Annotated in this window: 22 protein-coding genes; 11 read left to right on the forward strand and 11 right to left on the reverse strand. The window is 48.7% G+C overall.

Annotated features, from left to right (window positions below; translation table 11 throughout):
- Positions 1-69: 69 nt before the first annotated feature.
- The 3 genes from HF638_RS09080 to HF638_RS09090 all read left to right on the forward strand — a co-directional run bounded on the left by HF638_RS09080 (position 70) and on the right by HF638_RS09090 (position 2329).
- A complete protein-coding gene (locus tag HF638_RS09080) occupies positions 70-588 on the forward strand; it encodes an AbrB/MazE/SpoVT family DNA-binding domain-containing protein (RefSeq protein WP_169479912.1) in 519 nt (172 codons plus the stop codon).
- A gap of 128 nt (positions 589-716) precedes the next feature.
- The gene (locus HF638_RS09085; RefSeq protein ID WP_169479913.1) at positions 717-1412 is read left to right on the forward strand and encodes a Crp/Fnr family transcriptional regulator; all 696 of its coding nucleotides are present in this window, start codon (positions 717-719) and stop codon (positions 1410-1412) included.
- 77 nt (positions 1413-1489) lie between these two features.
- On the forward strand, positions 1490-2329 hold the full coding sequence (locus HF638_RS09090; protein ID WP_211175560.1) for a DNA alkylation repair protein: 840 nt from the start codon (positions 1490-1492) through the stop codon (positions 2327-2329).
- Positions 2330-2455: 126 nt separating this feature from the next.
- Here the strand turns inward: HF638_RS09090 and HF638_RS09095 are convergent, their stop codons facing one another.
- Positions 2456-2833 carry a DoxX family protein gene (locus HF638_RS09095; RefSeq protein ID WP_169479914.1) on the reverse strand — a complete coding sequence of 126 codons (378 nt, stop codon included), beginning with the start codon at positions 2831-2833 and terminating at the stop codon, positions 2456-2458.
- Positions 2834-3255: 422 nt separating this feature from the next.
- Here HF638_RS09095 and HF638_RS09100 point away from each other — a divergent pair, with 422 nt between their 5' ends.
- A complete protein-coding gene (locus tag HF638_RS09100) occupies positions 3256-3555 on the forward strand; it encodes a winged helix-turn-helix transcriptional regulator (RefSeq protein ID WP_169480049.1) in 300 nt (99 codons plus the stop codon).
- Between the two features lie 110 nt (positions 3556-3665).
- On the opposite strand, the gene HF638_RS09105 is transcribed toward HF638_RS09100, so the two are convergent.
- The 5 genes from HF638_RS09105 to HF638_RS09125 all read right to left on the reverse strand — a co-directional run bounded on the left by HF638_RS09105 (position 3666) and on the right by HF638_RS09125 (position 9853).
- Positions 3666-4670, reverse strand: a complete 1005-nt coding sequence (locus tag HF638_RS09105; RefSeq protein ID WP_169479915.1) for a Gfo/Idh/MocA family protein — start codon at positions 4668-4670, stop codon at positions 3666-3668.
- Positions 4671-4738: 68 nt separating this feature from the next.
- Positions 4739-6397 (reverse strand): glycerol-3-phosphate dehydrogenase/oxidase, encoded by a 1659-nt coding sequence (locus tag HF638_RS09110; protein ID WP_282435650.1) that lies wholly within the window; start codon positions 6395-6397, stop codon positions 4739-4741.
- 411 nt (positions 6398-6808) lie between these two features.
- Positions 6809-8296 (reverse strand): glycerol kinase GlpK, encoded by a 1488-nt coding sequence (gene glpK / locus HF638_RS09115; protein WP_169479916.1) that lies wholly within the window; start codon positions 8294-8296, stop codon positions 6809-6811.
- Between the two features lie 28 nt (positions 8297-8324).
- Positions 8325-8894 carry a glycerol-3-phosphate responsive antiterminator gene (locus HF638_RS09120; protein WP_169479917.1) on the reverse strand — a complete coding sequence of 190 codons (570 nt, stop codon included), beginning with the start codon at positions 8892-8894 and terminating at the stop codon, positions 8325-8327.
- A gap of 191 nt (positions 8895-9085) precedes the next feature.
- Positions 9086-9853, reverse strand: coding sequence for a GTP cyclohydrolase II (locus HF638_RS09125; RefSeq protein WP_169479918.1), 768 nt, complete (start codon positions 9851-9853; stop codon positions 9086-9088).
- A 323-nt stretch (positions 9854-10176) separates the two neighbouring features.
- Here HF638_RS09125 and HF638_RS09130 point away from each other — a divergent pair, with 323 nt between their 5' ends.
- The 4 genes from HF638_RS09130 (at position 10177) to gntK (ending at position 15120) form a co-directional block, all read left to right on the forward strand.
- Positions 10177-11451, forward strand: a complete 1275-nt coding sequence (locus HF638_RS09130) for an ABC transporter substrate-binding protein (RefSeq protein WP_169479919.1) — start codon at positions 10177-10179, stop codon at positions 11449-11451.
- Positions 11452-11579: 128 nt separating this feature from the next.
- Complete coding sequence (locus HF638_RS09135) at positions 11580-12446, forward strand: carbohydrate ABC transporter permease (RefSeq protein WP_481856147.1); 867 nt, start codon at positions 11580-11582, stop codon at positions 12444-12446.
- Positions 12447-12466: 20 nt separating this feature from the next.
- The gene (locus HF638_RS09140; RefSeq protein WP_036612996.1) at positions 12467-13294 is read left to right on the forward strand and encodes a carbohydrate ABC transporter permease; all 828 of its coding nucleotides are present in this window, start codon (positions 12467-12469) and stop codon (positions 13292-13294) included.
- Positions 13295-13569: 275 nt separating this feature from the next.
- On the forward strand, positions 13570-15120 hold the full coding sequence (gntK, locus tag HF638_RS09145) for a gluconokinase (protein ID WP_169479920.1): 1551 nt from the start codon (positions 13570-13572) through the stop codon (positions 15118-15120).
- Between the two features lie 556 nt (positions 15121-15676).
- On the opposite strand, the gene HF638_RS09150 is transcribed toward gntK, so the two are convergent.
- A complete protein-coding gene (locus tag HF638_RS09150; protein ID WP_169479921.1) occupies positions 15677-16066 on the reverse strand; it encodes a nuclear transport factor 2 family protein in 390 nt (129 codons plus the stop codon).
- Positions 16067-16441: 375 nt separating this feature from the next.
- On the opposite strand from HF638_RS09150, the gene HF638_RS09155 reads away from it, so the two are divergent.
- The 3 genes from HF638_RS09155 (at position 16442) to HF638_RS09165 (ending at position 18920) form a co-directional block, all read left to right on the forward strand.
- Entirely contained in the window at positions 16442-16759 is a 318-nt protein-coding gene (locus HF638_RS09155) for an ArsR/SmtB family transcription factor (RefSeq protein WP_211175562.1), read from the forward strand.
- A 267-nt stretch (positions 16760-17026) separates the two neighbouring features.
- The gene (locus HF638_RS09160; protein WP_169479923.1) at positions 17027-17842 is read left to right on the forward strand and encodes a hypothetical protein; all 816 of its coding nucleotides are present in this window, start codon (positions 17027-17029) and stop codon (positions 17840-17842) included.
- 118 nt (positions 17843-17960) lie between these two features.
- Entirely contained in the window at positions 17961-18920 is a 960-nt protein-coding gene (locus HF638_RS09165; protein ID WP_062836785.1) for an MraY family glycosyltransferase, read from the forward strand.
- Between the two features lie 110 nt (positions 18921-19030).
- On the opposite strand, the gene cydC is transcribed toward HF638_RS09165, so the two are convergent.
- The 4 genes from cydC to HF638_RS09185 are packed head-to-tail and all read right to left on the reverse strand — an operon-like array spanning position 19031 to position 25303.
- A complete protein-coding gene (gene cydC / locus HF638_RS09170; protein ID WP_211175563.1) occupies positions 19031-20968 on the reverse strand; it encodes a thiol reductant ABC exporter subunit CydC in 1938 nt (645 codons plus the stop codon).
- Position 20969: 1 nt separating this feature from the next.
- Positions 20970-22886: a thiol reductant ABC exporter subunit CydD gene (gene cydD / locus HF638_RS09175; protein ID WP_169479924.1), complete on the reverse strand. Its 1917-nt coding sequence runs from the start codon at positions 22884-22886 to the stop codon at positions 20970-20972.
- A 1-nt stretch (position 22887) separates the two neighbouring features.
- Entirely contained in the window at positions 22888-23943 is a 1056-nt protein-coding gene (gene cydB, locus HF638_RS09180; RefSeq protein WP_248278081.1) for a cytochrome d ubiquinol oxidase subunit II, read from the reverse strand.
- Positions 23888-25303, reverse strand: a complete 1416-nt coding sequence (locus tag HF638_RS09185) for a cytochrome ubiquinol oxidase subunit I (RefSeq protein WP_169479925.1) — start codon at positions 25301-25303, stop codon at positions 23888-23890. The genes cydB and HF638_RS09185 overlap by 56 nt, the downstream gene beginning before the upstream one ends.
- Positions 25304-25368 lie beyond the last annotated feature (65 nt).

A 25368-nucleotide genomic window follows, 5' to 3' on the forward strand; every position in this document is an offset into this window, starting at 1 on the left:
TTGTATTAAAGCCCTTTCTTCCTTACAATAAGGACAGGTTTTAATTGTGAATATTGCGGGGGAGATGCGATGAAAAGAACCGGAATGAAGAGATCTCTGGACCGTCTTGGACGAATTGTCCTTCCCAAAGAAATGCGGGATACGATGGAAATCCATATCGGCGATCCGCTTGAGTTTTTCATTGAAGGGAAAGAGTTGATTTTAAGAAAGTACAAATCAACATTATGTATTTTTTGCGGTGATGTAGATACGGAAATGTATTTCAAAGAGCAATTCATCTGCCGGACTTGTGCAACTCAATTAAAACACCCGGATGACTCTCCCAACTGGTCCATACCTCAGAACAAACAGGCTCCTGCACCCGTGGAGCGTCCTGCTACCAAATCCGCCTCAGTCTCATCTCCCGCTAGGGAAGAAGGGACCACCGCTGACAACCCAGAATACCCGGACCTGCGGCCGAAGACGGCACGCATGCTGCAACAGATGAAAGAAATTGTTGAACAGAATCCCGGTTTGGCTCAACAGCAAATTGCGGAAAAGCTTGGCATTAGCCAAGGACGCGTCTCTCAATTAAAAAAGTTACTATAATAAGAATGGCATTCGATCATTTATAGTCAGAAGACCTTCCAATTCAGGAAGTCCCGCTGCAAGAGAACCCGTTGTGTTTCGTGGGTTCTTCTTTTTTTTATATTCATATCGTAATGGGAAGGAGTCCTATGGATAAAATCTTGTATTTATCACAATTCGACCTGATGTCCTCCTTATCAGAGGCTGACCTGATTGAAATGGATGGAATGACTTCCATAACGACCATACCTAAAAACAGACAAATCCAGACCCCGCATACGTTTACAGAGGGTTTCTATTTTGTAAAACGGGGAAAGGTTCGTTTATATACATTGAACCCGGAGGGCAAGCAGTTCACTCTCGATATTTTGACGGAAGGTAATGTGTTTGGAGAAATGAACGGAATCTCCCTCGGAACACGTGCCGTTTATATCGAAACAATGGAGGAGTGTGATATTTGCCTGATGGACAAGCAACGTTTTGAGCAGTTTCTGATTGAACATCCACAATTTATGATGAGACTGATGAACGTACTAAGTGAGCGGATGAGGCGAATGAGCGAGTTGACACAGACGCTCGCGCTCGGAAACCTGCATGAAAAGGTGATACATAATCTTTACCGGCTGGCCAAACAGATTGGATGGATTGAAGAGAATGAGTATTGCCGGATTCAGCTCGCGCTTACTCATCAGGAGATTGCCTGGATGGCGGGAGCCACACGGGAATCGGTTACGATTGTCATGCGAGACTTAGCAAAAGCAGGCCGTATCCGTACCGGATTCAAATCAGTCTCCCTTCATCGTGACGAAATCGCTACCCTCCGGAGAATCACTGCCCAGTTGTAAGCTGCCTTACATCTCTGTTCTCCAGCTAGTTGTATTGTATAGCTCATGAGTCTATACAACCAAGGAGGAGTATATCGTTGAATGTTAAGTCAGATCTGTTTATCCCTGATGACGTTCTTTCTCGCAAAGGTGCCCGTAAAGCAACAGAAATTCCAGAGTATATTCGCAATTGGCTACAAGCCGGACATATCGAATCGGTCAATTTGACCGAATGGCTGGCAGTAGATCATGTTCTTCTTTTTCAGAAGATTACCCACGAATGGGGCATGGATGCTGAGACTAAAGAAATCAGTGAGCAGTTAAAACAGATGAATGAACAACGGATTATGAAAATCATTCCGGCCATAGGTATGCAATGGCTTGATGTGTTGAAACGCCTAGCAATCAACGAACAAACAATGCTCTTCCGTTCCATTGCAGAACATCGTTCAGATAGCGTTCGCTGCTGGGGGGCTTATATCATTGGACTGGATTCCCGTCTGAACCTGACTGAAAAACTGGAGCATATTCAGCCCTTTGCAGCAGATCATCACTTTGGTGTAAGAGAAATCGCCTGGATGGCTGTACGGGAGTCCATCTCTGCAGAATTATCCACAGCCTTGCAAAATTTAATATCATGGTACAATGACCCTGATCCACTCATCCGTCGCTTTGCCATAGAATCTACTAGGCCGCGTGGTGTCTGGGCCAAACATATTCCGGAGCTAAAAGAGAACCCGACAGCGGCCCTCCCCTTACTTGACGCAGTGAAATCGGATGCCCATAAGTATGTACAGGATTCAGTAAGTAACTGGCTGAACGATGCCAGCAAGACGAACCCGGAGTGGGTGCGGCAGATCTGTACCACTTGGATTCAGCAGTCGGATACCAAACATACGCTGCGAATCGTCACACGCGCCAAACGGAGTCTAACATAAAAAGATGACCACCGCTCATTGGCAGTGGTCATCTTCTGTATAGGCATCCGCGTATTACATTTCTGTTAAAGGGAATATCCTTCTCCTCGGTGAACTAGCCCAATTAATGTAATCCTTATCTTTCGCTTACGCCTGAATCGCGTCCATATATTCTTCTTCCTCTTCCAATCTGCGCATGCCCACAACCAGGACAATAATGTTAGCTACCAACAGTACAGCCGGGAACGGAACAGCAGCATATTGTGCATAGATCAGATGACTTCCCACGGCCCCAATCAGAATGAATGTCAGTATGCCTGAAGCTAGGATGCGAGTCCGTGGAATCAGCAGTCCTACTGCACTAAGCAACTCCGCAGCGCCCAGCAGATACATGGTCCATGTCGGATAAGAGAAACTTTCGAATGTCTGAATCATCATGTCTGCCCCACTAATCTTGTTAAACCCTGTCATGACGAATACCCCTGCAAGCACAACTAGAAAAACATAACCCAAAATTTTGTTCATATGTATATCCTCCTATAACGAATTGTATGTTCCTACTATGGGATGATTAAGTTTGCGATAAATAGTAAAAAAGAATCTATGTAAAAGTTCCCCAAAGGTAACTCTGTTTTCATATGGTCAGTCTCATTCACTTCCAAAATAGTACGCGTTCATATTATAGGTATTATTTATCAGCAACTTACTTTTATGAAGTAAGTATATAATAATAATATAATTTCTTCAAGTAATTTTTCACTGTATGATGTATAATACATACAAAAGGTATGTTACAGTATATTTTGTAGTAACCCTCATTTACTTGGGTGTCCCCTATTCTTAAAGCGGCAGAAATCATGTCCTTTCATATACAACTTTGAAGAAAATGATCATGAATCGAGGTGAATACGTTGAAGCTGAAAAAAGTAAAAGCACCAAGTCCCTGTATGATCACTCAGGCCATAGACATTATAGGCAAGAAGTGGGTACTGTTAATCATGTACCAACTGTTGTCTGGACCCAAGCGGTTTACGGAGCTTGAAGCAGAGATGGCGATCAGTGGACGACTTTTATCGGAGCGATTGAAGGAAATGGAGGCGGAAGGTATCGTAACCCGGCACATGTTTCCCGAGATTCCTCCTCGTGTAGAGTATGAATTAACACCTAAAGGCAGAGCCATTGAACCAGTCATTGATCAGATCTACAGCTGGTCTTCCGACTGGTTGAAACAGCAGAAATCCGAGTAATATGGATTCCTGATCCATGACATTCCACTCAACATAAATACGCCTGAATCAGGCTGATCTACACGGATCAGTTCCTGATTCAGGCGTATTTATATTACATTCAACTTTTATTAATGAGAAAGATGCTTTGAAGGCTGAAGCTGTACCGGCAGGCCGGAATCTGCCGATGCCAGTGCCGCCGTCGTAATCTCCTGTGTACGACAGGCATCCGCATAATCGGACAGAATCCGTGAACGGTCTCCCGTACGCAGGGCGTGAATGAACGCTTCATTCTCACGCTCGTATGGATTATGTCCTGCCGGAATTTCCAGACCTGCCATCGCATGTGATGCGGCACTTGGCAGAAGCAAACGTTCCGGCGTCCAATCCCACACGCCTGCATCCGTGTAGAACTGTAGCCCTGCGCCGCCCTCTCCGTCTGGCAACAGACATGTATTGGCGATACTGGCAATCGCTCCACTTTCCAGCTTAAGCGTCACATTTGCCACATCGGCAACGGTGACATGCTCATGCTTCTCATGCATGCTGCGCTGAGCTGCTACGGCATATACCTCCGTAACTTCTCCTGCACAATACCGAAGCAAGTCTACAATATGTGTAGTCTGCTCCACGAATTGTCCTCCTGAACCATCCTGACGCCGCCACCAGGCAACCCCTGGCATTCCACCCATCCAGCGGCCAAGAGCCATGCCGACCGTCTGTTCTTTCATTGCTTGTTGTAGTACCTGAGCAGCCTCCTGATAACGGAAATGATATCCGACAGAGGTTAACAATCCGCTCTTTTGTACCTGATCCAACACCTGACGCGGTACGTCCATTCCAGTACTCAGCGGCTTCTCCACCAGGAATGGAATTCCGCGACGATTCAATTCGGATTCAATCGATCCGTGAGACATCGGAGGCACACAGATATACACCGCATCCAGTTTTTCACCATCCAGCATATGTTCAAGTTCACCGTAACCAACAGCATCATAGACGGAGGCCATAGCCTCTGCCTTTTCCAACGTTGTTCCACAGACACTCGCAACACGAACACCTTCCATTCGTGCGAGAATATCCGCATGTACCTTACTGAACCAGCCTGTTCCAATGATTCCGATCTGTAATGTCATGGATGTAATCCCCTCTCTGTGTTACACGCTTACATGTTCCATTCGACTCTTAGCCTTGAAATCCTGCCTCAGATTTTGCCGGATGCTTCCAACAATAGCTGATCCAGTTCCTGTGCATGCATGACCGCTTGCTCTTCAGACCAGTTCAAACGCCCGGCCATATAGGAGTTAACCGCTGCCTTATAACGACGGACTTCATCAATACGGAAAAATAAATCTCCTGTTCTTCGTACTAAAAAATCTGACGGGGTTACTGCCATCTCTTCTTCGATCGCGTAACATAGCATCAACAGCAGCTCCTGTGGCATGCCATGAAGCTCGGCCTTCGTCCGCGGATCAGGCAATCGCTCATACAGTGCCTTCACATTGGAACCATACGTGCGGACCAGCCGCTCCGCAGCAGGTCGAGCAAGCCCCAAGGCAACACCATCCTTGATCTTGCGCTCCGCATAGGATACGAACCCAGCCGAACCCCCTACGTCACCGCCGGAGATAGGCATCTTCTTCGTTACGCAAGGGCCTATAGAATGTCCGTGCTCCTGCTCCATCTGACGCGCGACCAGATCAACAACCATCTCCGCCATTTTGCGGTATCCGGTTAATTTGCCCCCGGCAATCGTAATCAGATTGGAATCAGAGACCCAGACTTCATCTTTACGTGAAATTTCGGAAGGATTCTTGCCTTCCTCATGAATAAGTGGACGTACACCCGCCCATCCGGATTCCACATCTTCGATACCGATCTGTACATCCGGAAACATGCCATTGACTGCATTAATGACATAATCACGGTCGGAGTCGGAGATTCGGGGGTGTGCAGGATCGTCCTGATATACGGTGTCGGTTGTCCCTACATAGGTTTTGCCATCACGTGGGACAGCAAACAGCATTCGACCATCTGGTGTATCAAAATAGACCGCCTGTCTTAACGGGAATCGTTCACCGTCAAAGACCAAGTGAATGCCTTTGGTCATCTGTAGCGTTTTCCCCTGGCGCGAACCATCCAATTCCCGCAGTCCATCCACCCAGGGGCCGGAAGCGTTGATTACCTTGCTTGCTTTCAGGGTATAGGTCTGGCCACCGATCTGATCCATGGCTTCAATACCTGTAATTTTACCATTCTCCTTCAGGAAACCTGTCGCCTTCACATAGTTCACTGCCTGTGCCCCACGTTTGACAGCTTCTTTCATGACTTCAATGGTAAGCCTGGCATCGTCTGTCCGGTACTCCACATAGAGCCCACCACCCAACAGTCCCTGCTTGCGTAGTAAAGGTTCACTATCTGACACCGCTCCAGCATTCAACATTTGGCGCCGTTCACTGCGCTTCACCCCGGCGAGCCGATCATATACCATCAGTCCAATGGATGTGCTGAAGCGGCCGAACGTACCTGCCGTATAGATCGGTAGCAACATCGGTTCTGGTGTGGTCACATGTGGCCCATTCTCGTAGACTACAGCCCGCTCCCGTCCTACCTCCGCAACCATCTTCACTTCATATTGCTTCAAATAACGCAATCCGCCATGGACAAGCTTGGTCGAACGACTGGATGTACCTGCTGCAAAATCCTGCATTTCTACAAGCGCTGTCTTCAATCCCCGGGAAGCCGCATCCAATGCAATCCCTGTGCCTGTAATCCCACCGCCAATAATTAATACGTCAAAATGTGCATTCGCCATGCTTTGCAAATATTCGGTCCGGTGTGCTGACGAGAATGTTTCTGCCATCCTTGAACCTCCCATTGATTCCCTTTATGTTTCCGCAAAAAAACAAAAAAAGGACCACGTCATTCGCTCAGCAATTGCTGAGCGGCACGTGGTCCCTCCCGATCTCCAGACATCATTTTTTAACTTGTGCCTTTATCCTATCACAGATTTTTGACGGCGTGAAGTCCTGAAATGACACATTATTCAAAAAATATTCAAAAAGTTGTTCTGCCAAAGGATGGAATTTCAAATGAATCCACTAACCTTAATATTTCCCTTATAGTGGGTATATGGTTTTGCTTCTCCAGGAAGAATAACCCTGTAAATTGTGCATCATTTTCCACCAGTAAATATCATTTATAACATAAGTTTAGCGAAAAAGTACAAATACCCACATCGTGAGGATTGAAGTTCAATTTCATTTCATTTCTTTTATTTAAAAGCCATTGCTGCATTCACTGCACGCTTCCAGCCTGTATACAGTTCTGTCCGTTGTTCCTCAGCCATACCAGGCTGGAAGACACGCTCGGTATTTTCATGATCCGTCAATTCATCCGCACTCGTCCAATATCCAACCGCCAGCCCTGCCAGATAAGCCGCACCCAATGCCGTCGTTTCATTCACGGTCGGTCGTTCGACAGGAATGCCCAGAATATCACTCTGGAATTGCATAAGGAAATCATTGGCCGCCGCGCCGCCATCAACACGCAGAGCATGCACGGGAATACCTGAGTCGGATTCCATTGCCTCCAATACATCTTTGGTCTGATATGCCAACGCCTCCAGCGTAGCCCGGATAAAGTGTTCCTTCGTCGTGCCACGGGTCAGACCAAACACCGCACCTTTAACCTCACTATCCCAATAAGGGCTGCCCAGTCCCACAAATGCAGGTACCATATAAACACCGTCTGTCGAAGGCACACGTGAGGCGTATTCCTCACTATCTTTTGAAGAGCGAAGCATCCTTAATCCGTCACGCAGCCACTGAACCGCAGACCCTGCAACGAAAATGCTACCTTCAAGCGCATATTCAACCTTGCCATTCATCCCCCAGGCAATCGTCGTAATCAGTCCGTGATCGGATTGTACCGGGTTCTCTCCCGTATTCATAAGCATGAAACAACCGGTCCCATATGTATTTTTCATACTGCCCTTGGTGTAACAGCCCTGACCAAACATCGCTGCCTGCTGATCTCCTGCCGCTCCCGCAATCGGAATCCGATGACCGAAGAAATGATAATCTGTTGTGTGTGCATATACCTCGGATGAACCTCGTACTTCTGGCAGCATGGCCTTAGGAATGTCCAGAATAGCCAGCAATTCGTCATCCCATTGCAGATCATAGATGTTATAGATCAAGGTACGTGAGGCATTGGATATATCCGTGACATGTGTACCCCCACTCAGTTTCCAGATCAGCCAGCTATCAATCGTGCCAAATAGCAATTCACCCTTCTCGGCTCGCTCCCGTGCACCAGGGACATGATCCAGGATCCACTTGACCTTCGTTCCTGAGAAGTAGGGATCGATCAATAATCCTGTCTTGCGGCGGAAAAGGTCCCCGAGACCCTGCGTCTTCAATTCTTCGCAGATGTCTGCGGTCTGTCTGGATTGCCAGACCACCGCATTATAGATGGGTCTGCCGGTTTCTTTGTCCCACACCACAACGGTCTCCCGCTGATTCGTAATTCCAATTCCGGCAATCTGGACAGGCTTGATCCCACTCTCTGCGAGACACGATGCCATCACGGCTAGAATGGAACTCCAGATTTCGTTGGCATTCTGCTCTACCCAGCCCGGTTTGGGGAAATATTGAGGGAATTCCTGCTGTGCAATGTGCACAATCTCCCCGCCGCGATTAAACAGAATAGCTCGGGAGCTTGTCGTTCCCTGATCCAGAGCCAATATATATTTTTCCATACAGACAACCTCCTGTTGTGGGTTCTTTTTACGGTGTAAGCGATTGCTCAAAGTGTCGGATCAGATCTGCGTTGGATGTGGTCACTGCCGTTGCTCCAACACCAAGTGCAAGTTCAACCTCTTCCGGTGAACGAATCAGTCCCCCAGCAATAATGGGGATACCTGTACGTACAGATACTTCCGCAATAATATGCGGAATGACGCCAGGTAGTACTTCAATATAATCAGGTTGGGTTTTGGCCAACAGCAGATAACTCTTCTCCAAGGCATGGGTGTCCAGCAGAAAGATACGTTGAATCGCTGTAATACCCTTCTGCTTCGCCTTCTGAATAACACTTGCTCGCGTAGAGATCAATCCTGCCGGGCGAATGTGCTGACACAGATACTCTGCCGCATACTCATCGTTTTTCAATCCCTGGACCAGATCTGCATGCAAAAGTATCTTTTTGTCATACCGCCGCGCCTCGTCCATTACACTCTGAAGCTGTGCAATATGCGTTTCCAGCATCACCCCATAGGTATAAGGGCCTTCAATCATCGCTTCAAACTGCTTCATGCTCTTCGCAGCTGGCAACATACGTTGTCCCTCAAATGGCACCTTGGTTCCTCCCGCATTCATCAGATGCCTATATTGTATAATCCGTACTGTACGAACGGCAAGCCTTCCGTGAATCAGGAAAATCGAAGCGCTACGCTATTATCCATGCAAAAAAGCCGCTGTATACTTCTCCATGGCGGAGAGTACAACAACGGCTAATCAGCTAATCGTATATGTTCAATGAGTAATGATTAAGCCTGCGCATGCGGAAGCAGCGTCTCTGCCCCAGCCCAGCCATCACTTTCCGCCAAGTGACCAGAACGGTTCACTTTCGTTTGCAGATATTTCTCGTTGAAAGCAGAACGATCTCCCCACAGTGGGACACGTCCGCCCACATTCAATCCCGCTTCCTGCAAAGCAGCCAGCTTCCGTGGGTTGTTCGTGATCAATGTAACCGGTGCGGACCGAAGTGCACGCAACACTGCAATCGCATCGTCATAATTACGAGCATCGTCCGTGAATCCGAGCTGCAAGTTCGCATCTACCGTATCCAGACCTTCTTCTTGCAAAATGTACGCCATAGCTTTGCTGAACAGACCGATGCCACGGCCTTCATGGTTCGCAAGGTAGAATAGTGCACCCGCTCCGTGAGCGGCAATCATCTTCATGGATTGCTCCAGTTGGAAGCCACAGTCACAGCGTTTGCTGCCAAAGATGTCGCCTGTATGACAGATACTATGCATGCGAATAAGCGCATCCTGTGCTTCGGCAAAGTCGCCATACACCAGGACACTGGATTGCTGGCGCTCTGCCAACTCAGCAGCAGCAAGAGATTCAATTAACTCGCCGCTCTCCATTGCTTTGTCTGACTTCATCCAGCTATACCACTGGAATGTCTTGGTCTCCCCATCAAGGTTTACCGGGAGCTTAATCGGTCCCACGAGGTATATGAACTCTTTTCCACTCGGAAAAGTCTGAATTTTGGGGGCAAGCAGTTGAATAATATGTGAATTGATCATTGTCGTTCCTCCTGTTTAGGCCAACTTGTCTGTTGATTGATTCGCATCCAAAGCGAAAATGGATCACTTGGACGTTATATAGTACGTATCTATATTATTCTCATCATCATTAGTTACTTTATGTAAGTTAGTTTAGAATAAAAAATATAATGTGTCAAGTAACTTTTATTTTTAAAGTAACTACCCAATTTATGTTACGCAATGGTCACAAATATGTGTTTCATTTCAGGAATATTGGGTATGAGTTTATAAACTGCTCATACACTAATGTTGTAGTCCAAAGCACTTCATGCCTCGAACTTAATGATGAGGGGGTAATGCACATGATCCGCCGGAAAAGAACTTGCTGGACAGCCATACTGATGGTCTGCGTCCTGCTCATAAGCGGATGCTCCATCTGGCCCGGACAGGACGATTCAGCGAACAACAAAAAGGTAACGCTTACATTATGGTACTGGAACCGTTCCATCGATGATAAGTTGATTGCCAGGGCTAAGGAAAAGTTCCCCAACATTGAACTGACAGCTCAGAAAATCGGCGGTGATTTCAAGGCAAAGCTCAAAACAACACTCGCTGCACGCTCAGGTGAACCAGACATTGTGGCATTGAACGACTGGATCATGGAGCTATTCCCCAGTGAGGACCGTTTCTATAATCTGTATGACCTCGGTGCAGGCGATATTGAAGACCAGTATCTGCCGTGGAAATGGAAGCAAGGCGTTACGCCAAGCGGACAGATGATCGGGTTCCCGATGGATACGGGACCTACAGCTCTCTTCTATCGTGAAGATCTCTTCAAGGAAGCCGGATTGCCCTCTGATCCCGAGGACGTTACACGTCAGATTAACAGCTGGGATGCATATGCCTCTGCCGGAGAACAGATCAAGGAGAAATTCGGAGGCAAGGTATTTCTGACCGATAACATTGGAAGCGTTTACAACCAGGTGCTGTCGCAAGGAGCTGAACGTTATTTCCGTCCAGATGGTTCATTCATCGGCATGGATTCCGCTCTGGTGCGAACAAGCTGGGATACATCCATTGCCTTCAAAGAGAAGGGACTACTTGCCAATGCAGACGGCTGGACTCCGGGCTGGAACGCAGCGATGAATAATGGCGAGATTGCCTCGTTCGTGGGCGCTGTTTGGATGAAACAAGTGCTTCAGGAAGCCGCTCCGGATACATCGGGAAAATGGCGAGTTGCTCGGGCACCAGGGGGAGATGGCAATAACGGAGGATCATTCCTGTCCATCTTGAAGTCGAGTGAGCATCCTCAGGAAGCCTTTGAACTGGTTCGCTGGCTACAAAGTCCCGAGAATCAGTTGGAGCAATATCAGACATTGAACCTGTTCCCTTCCGCACCAGGTGTGTTTGATGACCCTGCCATGAAAGAGGAAGAACCTTTCTTCGGCGGACAGGCGACAGGTCCTGTATTTGCCGAATCGGCACAGCAAGTGCCGGATGCTTTTTTTGGCGAAAGATACCCATCCGTACACAACATTATCACCCGGCGGCTGAATGATGTGGCGAAACAAAATGCCGATCCACAGCAGGTCTGGACAGATACGGTACACCGCGTCGAGCGGGAATTGCAGCGTTAACCTGAAGAACGTGTGGTTTCGTTATCCGCAAAGGAGGAATTCATATGGCTGTAACTGAACCTCGTCTTACTCCCGATCCCGGAAATGCAAGACCTGATCTGGATCGGCAGAAGTCACTGTGGGCCAGAATGTGGGAGCACCGTGCACTCTATGTTGCGATATCACCGTTTTATATTCTGTTTGCGGTATTTGGCCTGTTCCCGATCGGGTTCTCACTTTATCTGGCTTTTCATAAGTGGGATGGTATTGGTGTCATGACGTACAACGGGCTTAACAATTTCAAATACCTGCTGACCGATGCCGAGTTCTGGCAAGCTGTGGGTAACACATTCATGATCTGGATCTATTCGACGATTCCGATGCTCTTCTTCGCCCTGATTATTGCCTTTCTGCTGCATGCACCATTTGTGAAGTTCCGCACCCTATTCCGGGTCGGTTATTTCCTACCGAACGTCACATCCATTGTGGCGGTAGCCATTATCTTCGGTGCCTTATTTGCCAACAATTATGGCTTTCTCAATTATCTGTTGCAGTCGGTCGGGCTACCTGTTGTGGAGTGGCTTAATGCACCATGGGGCATTAAAGTCGCAATCTCCTCCATGGTGGTCTGGCGTTGGACCGGATATAACGCCGTCATCTATCTTGCCGGACTTCAGAGTATCCCGCAGACGTTATACGAAGCGGCCAAGATTGACGGCGCATCAGCGATACAGTCCTTTTTCCGAATTACAATTCCGATGCTGCGTCCTGTGATCCTGTTTACCGTCATTACATCAACCATCGGCGGTATGCAACTGTTCACCGAGCCTCAAGTATTGGTAGGTAATGATGGTGGCGCTGGTGCAGCAGGCATGACGATTGTATTGTACCTCTACCGTGAATCCTTCATTAACAATTACTTCGGATATGGCGCTGCCGTTGGTTGGGGCATGTTCCTCATTATCGCCCTGTTCTCGATTGTGAACTGGAAGCTTGTTCAAGGCAAATCATCCTGATGTGATAAGGGGGAGCGCACATGGCGACCAAACACCTCAAATCGCTGGTGTTGTATACCGGTCTTATCGGGGGCATGCTCATATCCATGTTCCCGTTCTATTGGCTGATTGTAATGTCCACCCGGACAACGTCCGATATCTACAAGTTCCCACCCCAGCTCTGGTTCGGCGGTGAACTATGGAATAATATCACGCGGGTATTGCAGCAGATTGATTTCTGGGGCGCTTTTCTAAATACGTTGTTTGTGTCGGGCTTAGTCACGATCCTGGTGCTGTTTTTTGACTCACTGGCGGGGTTTGCGTTTGCGAAGTTTGAATTTCCCGGCAAAAAGTGGCTCTTCATCCTGCTGCTCGCGACCATGATGGTACCTTCCCAGCTCTCGCTGGTGCCTTCCTTCGTGCTCATGGCCACGTTCGGCTGGGTCGGTTCCTTCAAAGCCCTCATTATTCCCGGCATGGTGAACGCCTTCGGTATCTTCTGGATACGCCAGTATGCCACGGAGTCCATTCCGAACGATCTCCTGGATGCGGGTCGCATCGACGGCTGTAATTTCTTCCGACTCTATTGGAACGTGGCGTTGCCAATCTTGCGACCTGCCTTTGCTTTCCTCGGCGCTTTCACCTTTATTGGTGTATGGAATGATTATCTGTGGCCTTTGATCGTCCTGACAGATGAACGCAAATACACGTTGCAGATTGCGTTGTCTCAATTGAACGGATTGTATAACACAGACTATGCAATGGTCATCGCAGGTACGTTGCTTGCCGTCATTCCGCTCATCGTTATGTTCCTGTTCATCAGCCGCCAGTTTATCTCGGATATTGCCGCAGGGGCGGTGAAGGATTAAAATTCTGGCATTTTGATCCATCCCTCAAGTCTGATATTCTTATCTATAGATGAAATAACAGATGCCATATAAGTTGGATGAATAGCACCACGTGCGCGAAGGGGACAGAAAGGGCCTGAAGAAATGGAATGTTCGCATTTATAACCAAATTTCTCCCTTTGAAGAGGGAATCAAGAAATTTGGGGATAACGGCGATCGGAAGGCTTTCTGTACCCGAAGTGTTAACGTGTAACAGCATTCATTCACTTATATATTTAAGAAAGAGGGATGACAAAATGGCTTCTTCACCCTATATGATCGGCGTAGATATCGGCACGACCTCCACCAAGGCCGTCTTGTTCGAACAGAACGGAACCATTGTGGCACAAGGCAGTGCCGATTATCCGCTGCACACCCCCACACCTGCGATTGCGGAGCAGGATGCGGAAGATATTTTCAAAGCAGTCATCGAATCCGTTAAACAGGCCACTTCCAAAGCGGGAGTGAAGCCAGATGATATCCTGTTTGTATCCTTCAGTTCAGCCATGCACAGCATTCTGCCAGTCGATCAACACGGCAAACCGCTGATGCGGGCTATGACATGGGCAGATAATCGCAGTGCCGAGTGGACCGAAGTACTCAAATCCGAGATGAATGGTCATGAGATCTATCTAAGAACAGGTACGCCGATTCATCCGATGTCCCCACTCACCAAGATCATGTGGCTCACTCGGGATCAACCGGAACTGTTCAGACAGACCCACAAATTCATATCCATGAAAGAATATGTCTTCTATAAATTATTTTCTGAATACGTCATTGATCACTCCATGGCCTCCGCCACCGGACTCATGAATCTGGAAAAACTCGACTGGGATGACGAAGCGCTCCATGTGGCGGGCATTACCCCGGAACACCTGTCCCGATTGGTACCGACGACACATGTGCTGAAACATGGGTTGCACCCGGAGTACGCCAAGGAGATGGGCATTGCAGTCATCACACCATTTGTCATCGGGGCCAGTGATGGTGTGCTCTCCAATCTGGGCGTGAACGCCATTGATCCAGGCGTCGTGGCCGTGACTATTGGTACCAGTGGCGCGATTCGTACGGTGGTGGACAAACCGGTGACCGATCCAAAAGGACGCTTCTTCTGTTATGCGCTCACGGAGGATGCCTGGGTCATTGGCGGACCAGTGAACAATGGTGGTGTTATTTTCCGCTGGATTCGGGACGAGTTTGCGGCTTCCGAGGTGGAGACGGCCAAGCGACTTGGCATCGATCCATATGAAGTGCTCACTCGTGTAGCGGAAAATGTACCTCCGGGTTCGGAAGGCCTTTTGTTCCATCCGTACATGACGGGTGAGCGGGCCCCGCTCTGGAATCCCAATGCACGCGGTTCGTTCTTCGGCCTGACGCTACATCATAAGAAGGAACATATGATTCGCGCTGCGCTCGAAGGTGTGTTGTTCAACCTGTACACGGTCATGCTCGCGATTGAAGAAAAAATCGGTCGGCCGAAAAAAATCCAAGCCACAGGCGGCTTCGCCCGCTCTGAGTTGTGGCGACAGATGATGGCCGATATTTTCGATCAGGATGTCATCATCCCCGAAAGCATTGAAAGCTCCTGTCTCGGCGCAGCCGTACTGGGCTTGTATGCTCTGGGCCGCATCGATTCCCTGAGTGCCGTCTCCGGCATGATCGGATCAACGCATCGGCACCAGCCTGATCCAGAAAGTGTCCGCGTCTACCGGGAGCTACTGCCGATCTTCATCCGCATCTCCCGTAAGTTTGAAGAGGAGTATGCGGATATCGCCGCTTTTCAGAACAAGACGATGCAAGGGTAGTGATGCGATGGGATAGCTAACGAATCGTAGACGTCTTATTTGAAGCTTTTCGCGTGTTTTCAAAATCTAACGAACCTGAGCCACCTTATATCGAATTTTAGTGGCGGAAAACTGTTCTAAAGTGAGAATTCCCAGAAAATAACGTCTCTACGATTCATTAGAATTTGACTTATGCCGATTTTCGTCCAATAGCGCGTCTCGGGTTCGTTAGAATTGACAGAGCATCGTTACCGTGCAGCGAATCACCATTCTCCTAAGCTGCGTCCGGCTCAAATTAACATTCGACTCTAACGACTAGTTTTATGCACGTTCACGAGGACCTTCCCGCCATGTTTTGGACATGCGGGAGGGTCTTTTTCATTTACAAATCAGATCTTCACATACTGTTTTTATGTACCAATTTTCTTTTGGAAACTGTGCTATTCGATAGATGAAGCCCCCGTCCTCATCAGCGCCTTTCAAATTAGCTAAATATTACAAAAAAAGCCCCACAGCTTGAAAGACTGTGGAGCTTCGTTTTCTAACCATTTCATTATTACTTATTTACACTGCGCTATTACTGATTATACTTGCTGAACGCATTCTGGTCGGCTTGTACATTCTCCAGGTACACAATCTGCCCTGCCTCATTCACACGTGCGATATCAATGCCTGCTTTGGCATATACCGTTCCGTCCGCCGCTTGTCCGCATACCGCCCAGTTGGTCTGGTAGCTGCCGTCAGGCTGTTGCACCCACGCATCCCACATATGTTTTACATCTTTATTGTACTCGTAGAAAGCTTTCATGAAACCGTCGAATCCCGTTCGGCTTGTGCCGTTAAGTACAATCTCTGCGTCCGGTGTAAACAGGGACAATAAGTCCTGCATGGCGCGCTCGTCTGTACGTGAAGCATCAAATAAACGGAAATAGTTGTTCAACATCGTAGTAGTACTTGTGGTACTCATTCATATTCCTCCTAAAATAAAAAGCCGTTTTTCAATCTTACAGTTCGAATATTTTCGAACTAACTGAAAAGAAATGTAACACACTTCTTATACCGCCCGCAAGAAATATATAAATTGAGACCGACTTTTACACTAAAACGGAGAGTGCAGAACCAATCTGAAGAAGCGAAGCGTGCGCATTTATCACCGGATTTTTCCCTTGGACCAAGGGAATAAAGAAAATCTGGGGATAAGAGCGATCGAAAGATGGTACTGCAATCGGAGTAACCATGTGTAATAGTTGTAGTTCAACTTATATAGTTCGAAATTTTTCAAACATTGAAAGGTGTGGCCGATTATGCTAACGTCATAGATATGAGAACTCCAACGATACCTATGGCTTCGGAATTGAAACTGACTACGGTCTGCAATGCATTGGGTGATCCGATCCGCATGAAAATTGCACACTGCCTAGCCAGCTCTGGCGAGAAAAATTGTTCTGCCTTCGAAGTAGACCATATTTCCAAATCCACGTTGTCCCATCACATCAAAATTTTACGCGAAGCTGGCGTGATCCAGCCGCGCATTGAAGGTAAACAGCACTTTTATTCCCTACGAAAGGAAGAATTAGACGTACGTTTTCCAGGTCTCGTCGAGATGATTCTGAATACAACCGAGGAATACGTAACACAGGCCCCAGATAAATTGAACTAACCCTTTAGACAAGAACGTAGAGGGCAGAAATAACCTGAAGAAGCGGAGCTAAAAGCTTTCTGCAAGAAAGCTACTTCGAAAGCATAAGCTTCGCCTTTATCACCAGAATTTCACCTTTTAAAAGTGAATCGAAAATTCGGGGGATAACAGCGATCGGAAGGTTGTTCTGTCATCGAAGTGGTAAGGATAATTGCTCTTTAGTTCAATCTTATAGATAGAAGCATCACAATGATCATAATCGCAATTCCCATAAAGGAGGCTAACCACATGGACAAAAAGGCGGCAAAGATACTACTGAGCACCTTCTGGGGAGGTGGTGGCTGGAAAACAACTTCTGTACCCTTCTCCGGAGATGAATTTGAATATGCCAAAAGCAAAGGCATTATGTTCGATCCACTCACGATCACGCATGACAAGATTGTCCAGCGTCTGTACGCCATGCATCAGGATGACTCGTTCAAGGAACGGGTGATCTCGGCCTTTCTACATAGTCTGTCCACCAAAAAAGTCTATCTGCGCAGCGCATTATCCAGCTGGGCTTTAACGTCGAAGATGCCTTTGCATACCTATGCGGAACGCCCTGCCCTTCACCCTAACACCAGTGCCTGTGGAGATTGCAACTTCTTGCGTTTGCAGTCAGACAAGGAATATTCCAACGTCGACTTAAACGTCCTGAACTTTGAACGGATCAAGTGGGGTGGGGTTCGTCATGGCTGGTTGCTCTACTGCCTGATGGATCTGGAATTACTACTCCAGGACAACGATACTAACTATGAAGTAACTCCTGAAGATCAAACTATCCTTGTTAACCTACTTGAAGCAGCTCAGACGGAAGACCCCAAGGACAGTGCACGTTCCCTCGAGAAGAAGTGGAAGGATCTCTTTCCTTCCAGCAAACAGGAGCGGGATGCCCTGCTGGAAATCTGGGCGGCAGCCGGAATATTGGCTCCTGGAGATAAACCGCGAAAAGGCAAAGGTGGTTCCAGTGATTTCGTCTTTGCAGCAACCTGGCAAGGCGATGATGGATATAATACAGAAGCGGCAAATCATTATTTCGGTTCCTATCTTCCTCAAATGCATTAAAACCTGATATTCTGCTCACCTTAACGTGTGTCTGGTTACAATAATGACATCGACAGATTTCCTGTTTAACTCGTATAATAAGGGGAAATTGGTAGATGGGAGTGAAACAAGCGAGTTTATGGTATACATACTGGCTTTTATAGTGTCTTTTGCTGTCGTGGTTCTGCTTATTCCGCCGCTTGGTCGACTGGCTCACCGGCTCGATTTTGTGGACAAGCCTCGGGAAGATGTGGAGCGTAAGCTGCACAGGCAACCGATCCCGCTCACGGCGAGTTACGCGATATTTACTGGATTTTTCCTGACATACATTGCTCTAACGAAAGAAATCACATGGGAAACGGCGGCTCTGGTCGCTGGTGGTATGCTTCTGCTAACGATTGGTACCGTCGACGACTGGTACAAAACGAAAGGCAAAGATTTTCCTGCCCTGCCCAAAATGCTCGTACAGGTCTCTGCGGCAGTGCTCGTATTCGCTTCTGGCATAGCGTTCACCGGATTCGTGAATCCCTTTAACGCGGAATATGTCATGCTTCCGATCTGGCTGCAATTCATTCTCACGATCCTCTGGATCTTCGGGGTGACAACCGTCATCAACTTCTCGGACGGCATGGACGGACTGGCTGGCGGATTATCGGCCATCTCGGCGATCACCCTGTTCATCGTGGCGCTTGCCAAAGGTCAAACGGATTCCGCACTCATGTCGATCATTCTGGTCGGTGTGACCATCGGTTATCTGAAGTACAACAAAGCTCCTGCCAAAGTGTTCATGGGCGATGCAGGCGCTACGTTCCTTGGCTTCATTCTGGCGGTTATCGCTCTGGATGGTGCATTCAAACAAGCGACCATGTTGTCCATCTTCATTCCAATTCTGGCGCTCGGTGTACCGATCTTCGACAACATCTTTGTCGTTATCAAACGTTTCATTCAAGGTAAAGCGATCTACCAGGCCGATGCGAGTCAAGCTCATTATCGACTGCTACGTGCCGGATTGAATCACAAACAGGTTGTTGCTGTGCTCTATCTCGTCAGCACTTGTCTGTGCCTTTCCTCCATTATTTTGATGCTGGTAGAGATGTAAGTATCCGCAACAAAAGCGGTCATATCCGAATGTAAAAAGAGACGAGTCCAAGATTTCCTTGGCTCGTCTCTTTGTTATGTTTTTATGGTTCGGTGCTCACAGGCTCACACCTATCTCGAAGCTACAGGAGGCAACGGTTGTTCTTGTTGCTGTCGATCTGTCCACCCCGGCCGATCGAGTTCGATGAGACGGCGGTATCTCTCTTCCCCAGCCAGCAATTGTTCGTGAGAACCTTGCATAGCAATCTGTCCATTTTCCATAAAAATAAGTTCATCCATCTGTTCCGCACCAATCAGGTGATGGGTCACCCAGATCATCGTCTTGCCTTGCAAACTATCCAGAATGGTCCGCATCAGCTCGCGTTCCGTCACCGGATCAAGCCCTACCGTCGGTTCATCGAATATCACAACGGGTGTCTCCCGGAGCAGTACACGGGCCAGGGCGATCCGTTGCCTTTCCCCACCGGAAAAACGCAGACCCGTCTCCAGCATTGGCGTATCATATCCCTGCGGCAAAGATTCGATCAGACCAGATAAACCTACTTGCGCGGCTACCTGACAAATCTCCTCATCCGTTGCATGCGGGCGCCCGATCCGCAAATTATTCGCTACCGTGGTGTCGAACAGGTGAGGACTCTGATTCAGCACCGCGATGACATCAGTGACACTCTCACCCAGGGTCTGCACAGACATATTATTAATTAGAACTTTCCCCGCAGGCGGAAGCAATGCTCCCTGAATCAGCTTCAACAATGTCGATTTGCCACCGCCGCTTCGTCCAAGAATAGCTAATCGTTTGCCTTGTGGCAGATGAAGGGATATGTCCTGTACGGCGTAAGAATCATCCGATGCATAACGGTAACTAACACGATTGATCTCGATGTCTGCTCTTAGTTTGGGCGGAATACGAAGACGAATTCGTCTGTCCGGGATATCATTCGCAGCTGGCACGGACTCCGATGGCTGTCCAGCCAATCCATTGCCGTTTTTTACTACAGAGATTGATTCGCCCGTTCCGTCAACATCATCCGCTCCATTCTGCACCGAAAGATGCTCTTTCCCTTCCAGCTGTTTCAAGCGGTCCAGCGATTCCCGGTATTGTGGAAGATGCTCCACCGCATCCCCTACAGGCAGGAGCGTTTCCGTGAGCGGAAATAACACCAGCACAAAAGCAGCAATCATCACAGCAGGCAATTGTCCGATAGATGCGGCATTTCCGGCCCATAACGTAACCGATACCACCAACAGGCCAATGACACACTGAGCTATCAGATCACGCCAGCGTGTCCAGCGCCGCAATTTGCGACGAACTGCGTCGACCTGTTCTTCCGCTTCCTCATGCTGCTGAACAAATTCCGCGGCTCGTCCACTTGCAAGCCAATCTCCCAGCCCAAGCACACCGTCGGTCAGACGGGTATACAACGTGCTGTTTTCCTTTTTCAGCCGTACACGCCATTTCCACGTCACTTTCAGCGAGATCGCAGGTAGCCCGGCAACGAGAAATAACATATACAAACCCATCCACAACGCAAATCCCAGATCAACACTGCCAAAGGCGACCACAGCTGCACCGTACATCACGAGCGCCGTAACCGCAGGGAAGACTGTCCGCAGATAAATATCCTGCAACCGCTCCACATCATCGGCGAGTGCTCCAAGCACATCTCCGGTCTGCATGCGAGAGCGCAAGAACAGGGCCTGCGGCTCCAGAATGCGATATAGCTTCACCCGCTGATCGGCCAACACCCGCAGTACGGCATCATGTCCTGCCAATCGCTCGATATATCGAAAGACAGCGCGGAATATCCCAAATGCACGTACACCTACAATAGGTACATACACCATCAGCATATTTTCAGGACGCAGCGCAGACTTGGAGATCAGAAATCCGGAGGTGAACAGCAGCAGTACCGCACACAAGGCAGCGCATGTACCCATCGCAATGACTGCAATGAATCTCCACCGGTACTGTGCCACATACGGAGCAATCCAGCTATTTTTTTCTTTTCCGTTACGGACGGTCTCCATATGTTCATATCCGGACTTCATTTTATATCGCCTCCATCTGGGCCTGAGTCATCTGATAATATACGCCTTGTCGTGCCAGCAATTCCTGATGTGTTCCCGTCTCTGCCACTGTGCCGCCGTCCATGACAATAATTCGATCCATATGCGGCATCCAGTGCAGACGATGGGTAGCCAAAAATACAAGTTTGCCTTCAAACAGCGGCAGCATCGTCTGTTTTAGTTCATACTCTGTTTCCACATCCAGATGTGCTGTCGGTTCATCAAGCAGCAGAATGTTCCGTTGACTAAGCAAGGCTCTCGCCAGCGCTACCCGTTGCTCCTGCCCACCACTGAGCTGTCTGCCGCCAGCCCCAATGAGCTCATGCAACCCACCGGATAATGAGGTCAGAAGCTTGGTTAATCCAGCTGCGCTAATGGCCTTCGCCACTTCCGCATCCGATGCCTCCGGCATATAGAAACGAACGTTATCGGCCAGGCTTCCACTAAAGATATACGGATGCTGCGGGATAGCTGCCGTCTGTCTTCGCCAGGATTCAAGCATATCCTGTGTCACAGGCTGTCCGTTGGCTAATACTTGGCCTGAAGTAGGCAGCTGAAATCCAGCCAATACGTCAATCAACGTGGATTTGCCCGCTCCGCTGGCGCCAATAATACCGATTTTTCCAAGACCCGTGATTTGAAATGTGACATCCTTTAACGAAGAAGGACCTTCATCATCGTGTCGTACCTGTACATCCGTTAGAGCCAATCTGCTATTCTCATTCCAAGAGAACACTGAGGAAGAGGAAGAAACAAGCTCAGGAGTAGTAGAAACAGAAGCAGGATCAGGAGCAAGATGCCCCACAGCCGTTTGATCGTTCAATACGACGCGTATGGTCGAAGTGTCGGCTTTCCTTTTACCCGAAGATAACGATGATGCAGATCCCGTCCCATCCTCTGCCATGTCCGCATGCGTAACAACATTTGCATAGGCTTCTTTCTGTTTCTGTTCAGCGGCTTTCCCCCGATCAATCACCGAATTAATGGCCGCTCCGGCTTCCTTACCGTCTAATGTGGCATGATAATCGGCGCCGAGCATACGTACAGGCAGGAAATATTCAGGTGACAGAATCAGTACTGTCAGCGCAGGTCCGAGCAGCATATGTCCCTCCGTCAGACGTAATCCCAGACCAACCGCCACCGAAGCAACGGACAGCATGGTGAAGAAGTCGAGTGCAAACGAAGAGAGAAAGGCCATTCGCAGGGTGGACATTGTCGCCTTCCGATACCGCTGACTGACCCGCAGAATGGACCCTTCGTGTGTTTTGCTCTGTCCCAATGTTTTTAGCGTCTCCAGCCCACGCAAGGTATCGACAAAATGGTTAGCGAGTGCTTTGTAGGATCTAAATTGTCCGTCTATCTTCCGCTGAGCTGCGAGGCCAATTAGAATCATGAACACGATCAGGATTGGTAGTGTCAGCATTAGAATAACTCCGGACATCAGATCCAGCTTGAACACATACAGCAAAATGACGATGGGGGTGAACCCCATGCCCAGCATGCGAGGAATAAATAGTTCCAAATACGTCTTGTATTGAGCTGTCCCCTCACGTGCCAGTGTGACCAGATGGCCTGTGCCCTCTGTCTTAGCATAACGCGGCCCGAGCCTGAACCACTGCTCCACCATCTGTCTGCGCAGATCGGTCCCTGTTCTCTCCGCATATCGTGAAGTCACGAGTTGTAACCAGAAGGATAGGGCGTAGCGGGCGGCAAAAGCAGCCAGGAACAGCAGCAGTACAGGATACTGCTCCGTTACGGATGAACCTTCAAACAATGCCGTGATGGCCTGTGCCAGCCATTTGGCTTGCATAATGATCGTCATCGCCTGTAGCAGCACCAGCGCTGAGGCCAGCGCAAGTACCGGCCGGATGCCCGGCAGCTTCATCAGCCCCCGTCCCATATCAGTACTCCAGGTGGTGCTGCTCGTTCAGACGTTTGCGTAAGATATAATAACTCCAGATCTGATAACCAAGAACAAACGGCAGCAATGTGCAAGCTACAATTGTCATTACTTTCAATGAATAAGCGCCGGATGCGGCGTTGTATACGGTCAGGTCATATGCCGCTCCAAAGGAGCTCACCATCACTCTTGGGAACAGTCCGATAAATACCGAGGCAAAGGCAATTGCAATCACTGCCCCTGTCATACCGAAAGCCCAGCCTTCACGCTTCTGACGAACGAAGTAGGCCGCAAGTGCAAGCGAGACTGCACCAAGTACAACCATAATCCAGAGGGCCCAACCGCGTACGGTGAACACATCGGTCATGAAATACGTCATTAACGCGTAAACGGCGAGCAGTGCAGCCAGCGGCAGCATCAATTTTTGCGCTGTATTCAAGGCACGCTCTCTGAGTTCGCCTACTGTTCGTAGTGATGCAAACAGCAATCCATGAACCAGACATAGCAGCGTTACGCTCAAGCCACCAATCACGGTGTACGGATTAACGATATCGAAGAATCCTGCGCGCAACTGCATCTCCCCATCAATGGGCAGACCCTTCATCAACGTGGCAAAGACCACCCCGAACAGGAAAGGTAACAGCGCACTGGAAACAACAATAATGATGTCCCACGTTTTGCGCCAGCGCTGCTGTTTCATTTTACTGCGGAATTCGAAAGCAACCCCGCGACCAATCAAGGCGAGTAACACCACTACGAGTGGCAGGTAAAAACCACTGAACAACGTGGCATACCAGTGCGGGAAGGCAGCAAACATCGCGCCCCCTGCTGTAATCAGCCATACTTCGTTGCCATCCCAGAACGGACCGATCGAGTTGATCAGGGTCCGGCGTTCACGGTCTGTTTTGGCGATAATACCTGTAGACATCCCCACACCAAAATCAAAACCTTCCAAAAAGAAGAACCCGACAAACAATACGGCAATCAGCAAAAACCACAACTCACTTAGTGACAACGGAATAACCTCCATCCACGCCGAACGGATCGGCCGATTCATCGTGATCTTCCGGCTTCTCGACCGCAAACGGTCCTGCTTTGATCTCACGTACGAACAGGTATACCATCACGATTCCGAGAACCGTATACGCAGCGGTAAAAGCAATGGTCGAGAACAAGATCATTCCTGCGGATACATTCGGTGAGACCCCGGCTTCAGTTGTCATATAGCCGAATACTGTCCATGGCTGCCTTCCAACCTCGGTCATAATCCAACCTGATGTATTGGCGATAAACGGCAGGGAGATGGCAAACACCATCAGACGCATAAACCACTTCCCAGCGACCTCCAGCTTCTTGCGCATGGCCAGAAACGTACCGTATAGCGCCAGTGCAATCATCAAACCACCCGCTGCAATCATGATGCGGAAACTCCAGAACGTTGTACGTACCGGCGGGATGTAGTCCCCCGGTCCATACGTCTGTTCATACTCAGCTTGAAGCTCCTTCATGCCTTTGACACTACCGGAGAACTTACTGTAGGACAGATAACTGAGCAATCCGGGGATTTTGATCTCGCCCGCATTCTCCTGTTTATCCGGATCAATAAAAGCGACCACCGTCCATGGTGCCGGATCTTCTGTCGTCGTCCATGTGCCCTCACTGGCTGCCATCTTCATCGGCTGTGTCTCCACCAGATATTGCGCCTGGAAGTGACCGGAGAAAGCAACGCCGAATGAAGAAACCAGAGCGATAATGATCGCAATATTAAACGATTTGCGGAAGATCTCTACATCCTGCTTTTTCATCAATTTGTAGGCACTGATACCCGTTACGACGAATGCCCCTGTCATCAATGCCCCAAAGATTGTATGTGGGAACTCAACGAGAAGCTGACCATTCGTGATGAGTGCAAAGAAATCATTCATCTCGGCTCGGCCGTTGTTAATCTCAAACCCGACGGGATGCTGCATAAACGAATTGGCCGCCAGAATCCACAGCGCGGAAAGGAATGTGCCAACGAACACTAGCCAGATACAAGCCAGATGCACTTTTTTGGACAAACGATCCCACCCGAATATCCACAATCCGATAAATGTAGACTCCATAAAAAACGCCAATAGGGCTTCAATAGCCAGTGGCGCACCGAACACATCCCCGACAAATCGGGAGTACTCTGACCAGTTCATACCGAACTGAAACTCTTGCAGAATACCTGTGACTACCCCGACGGCAAAGTTAATCAGGAACAGTTTGCCCCAGAACTTGGCCATCGTTTTGTAGATCTCCTTACCCTTAACAACGTACAACGTCTCCATAATCGCAACCAACAGCACAAGACCGATGGATAGCGGCACAAAAAAGAAATGGAAAATCGTTGTAAGTGCATATTGGATACGCGATAACATAATCGGATCCATACCGTTACCCCTTCTTTCTGTTCACTTCGCAGTATGCGTATCTGGCATTGAAGCTGCACCTTCGC

Origin of the sequence: Paenibacillus sp. SZ31, from assembly GCF_012912005.1 — a bacterium.
GTDB lineage: Bacteria > Bacillota > Bacilli > Paenibacillales > Paenibacillaceae > Paenibacillus.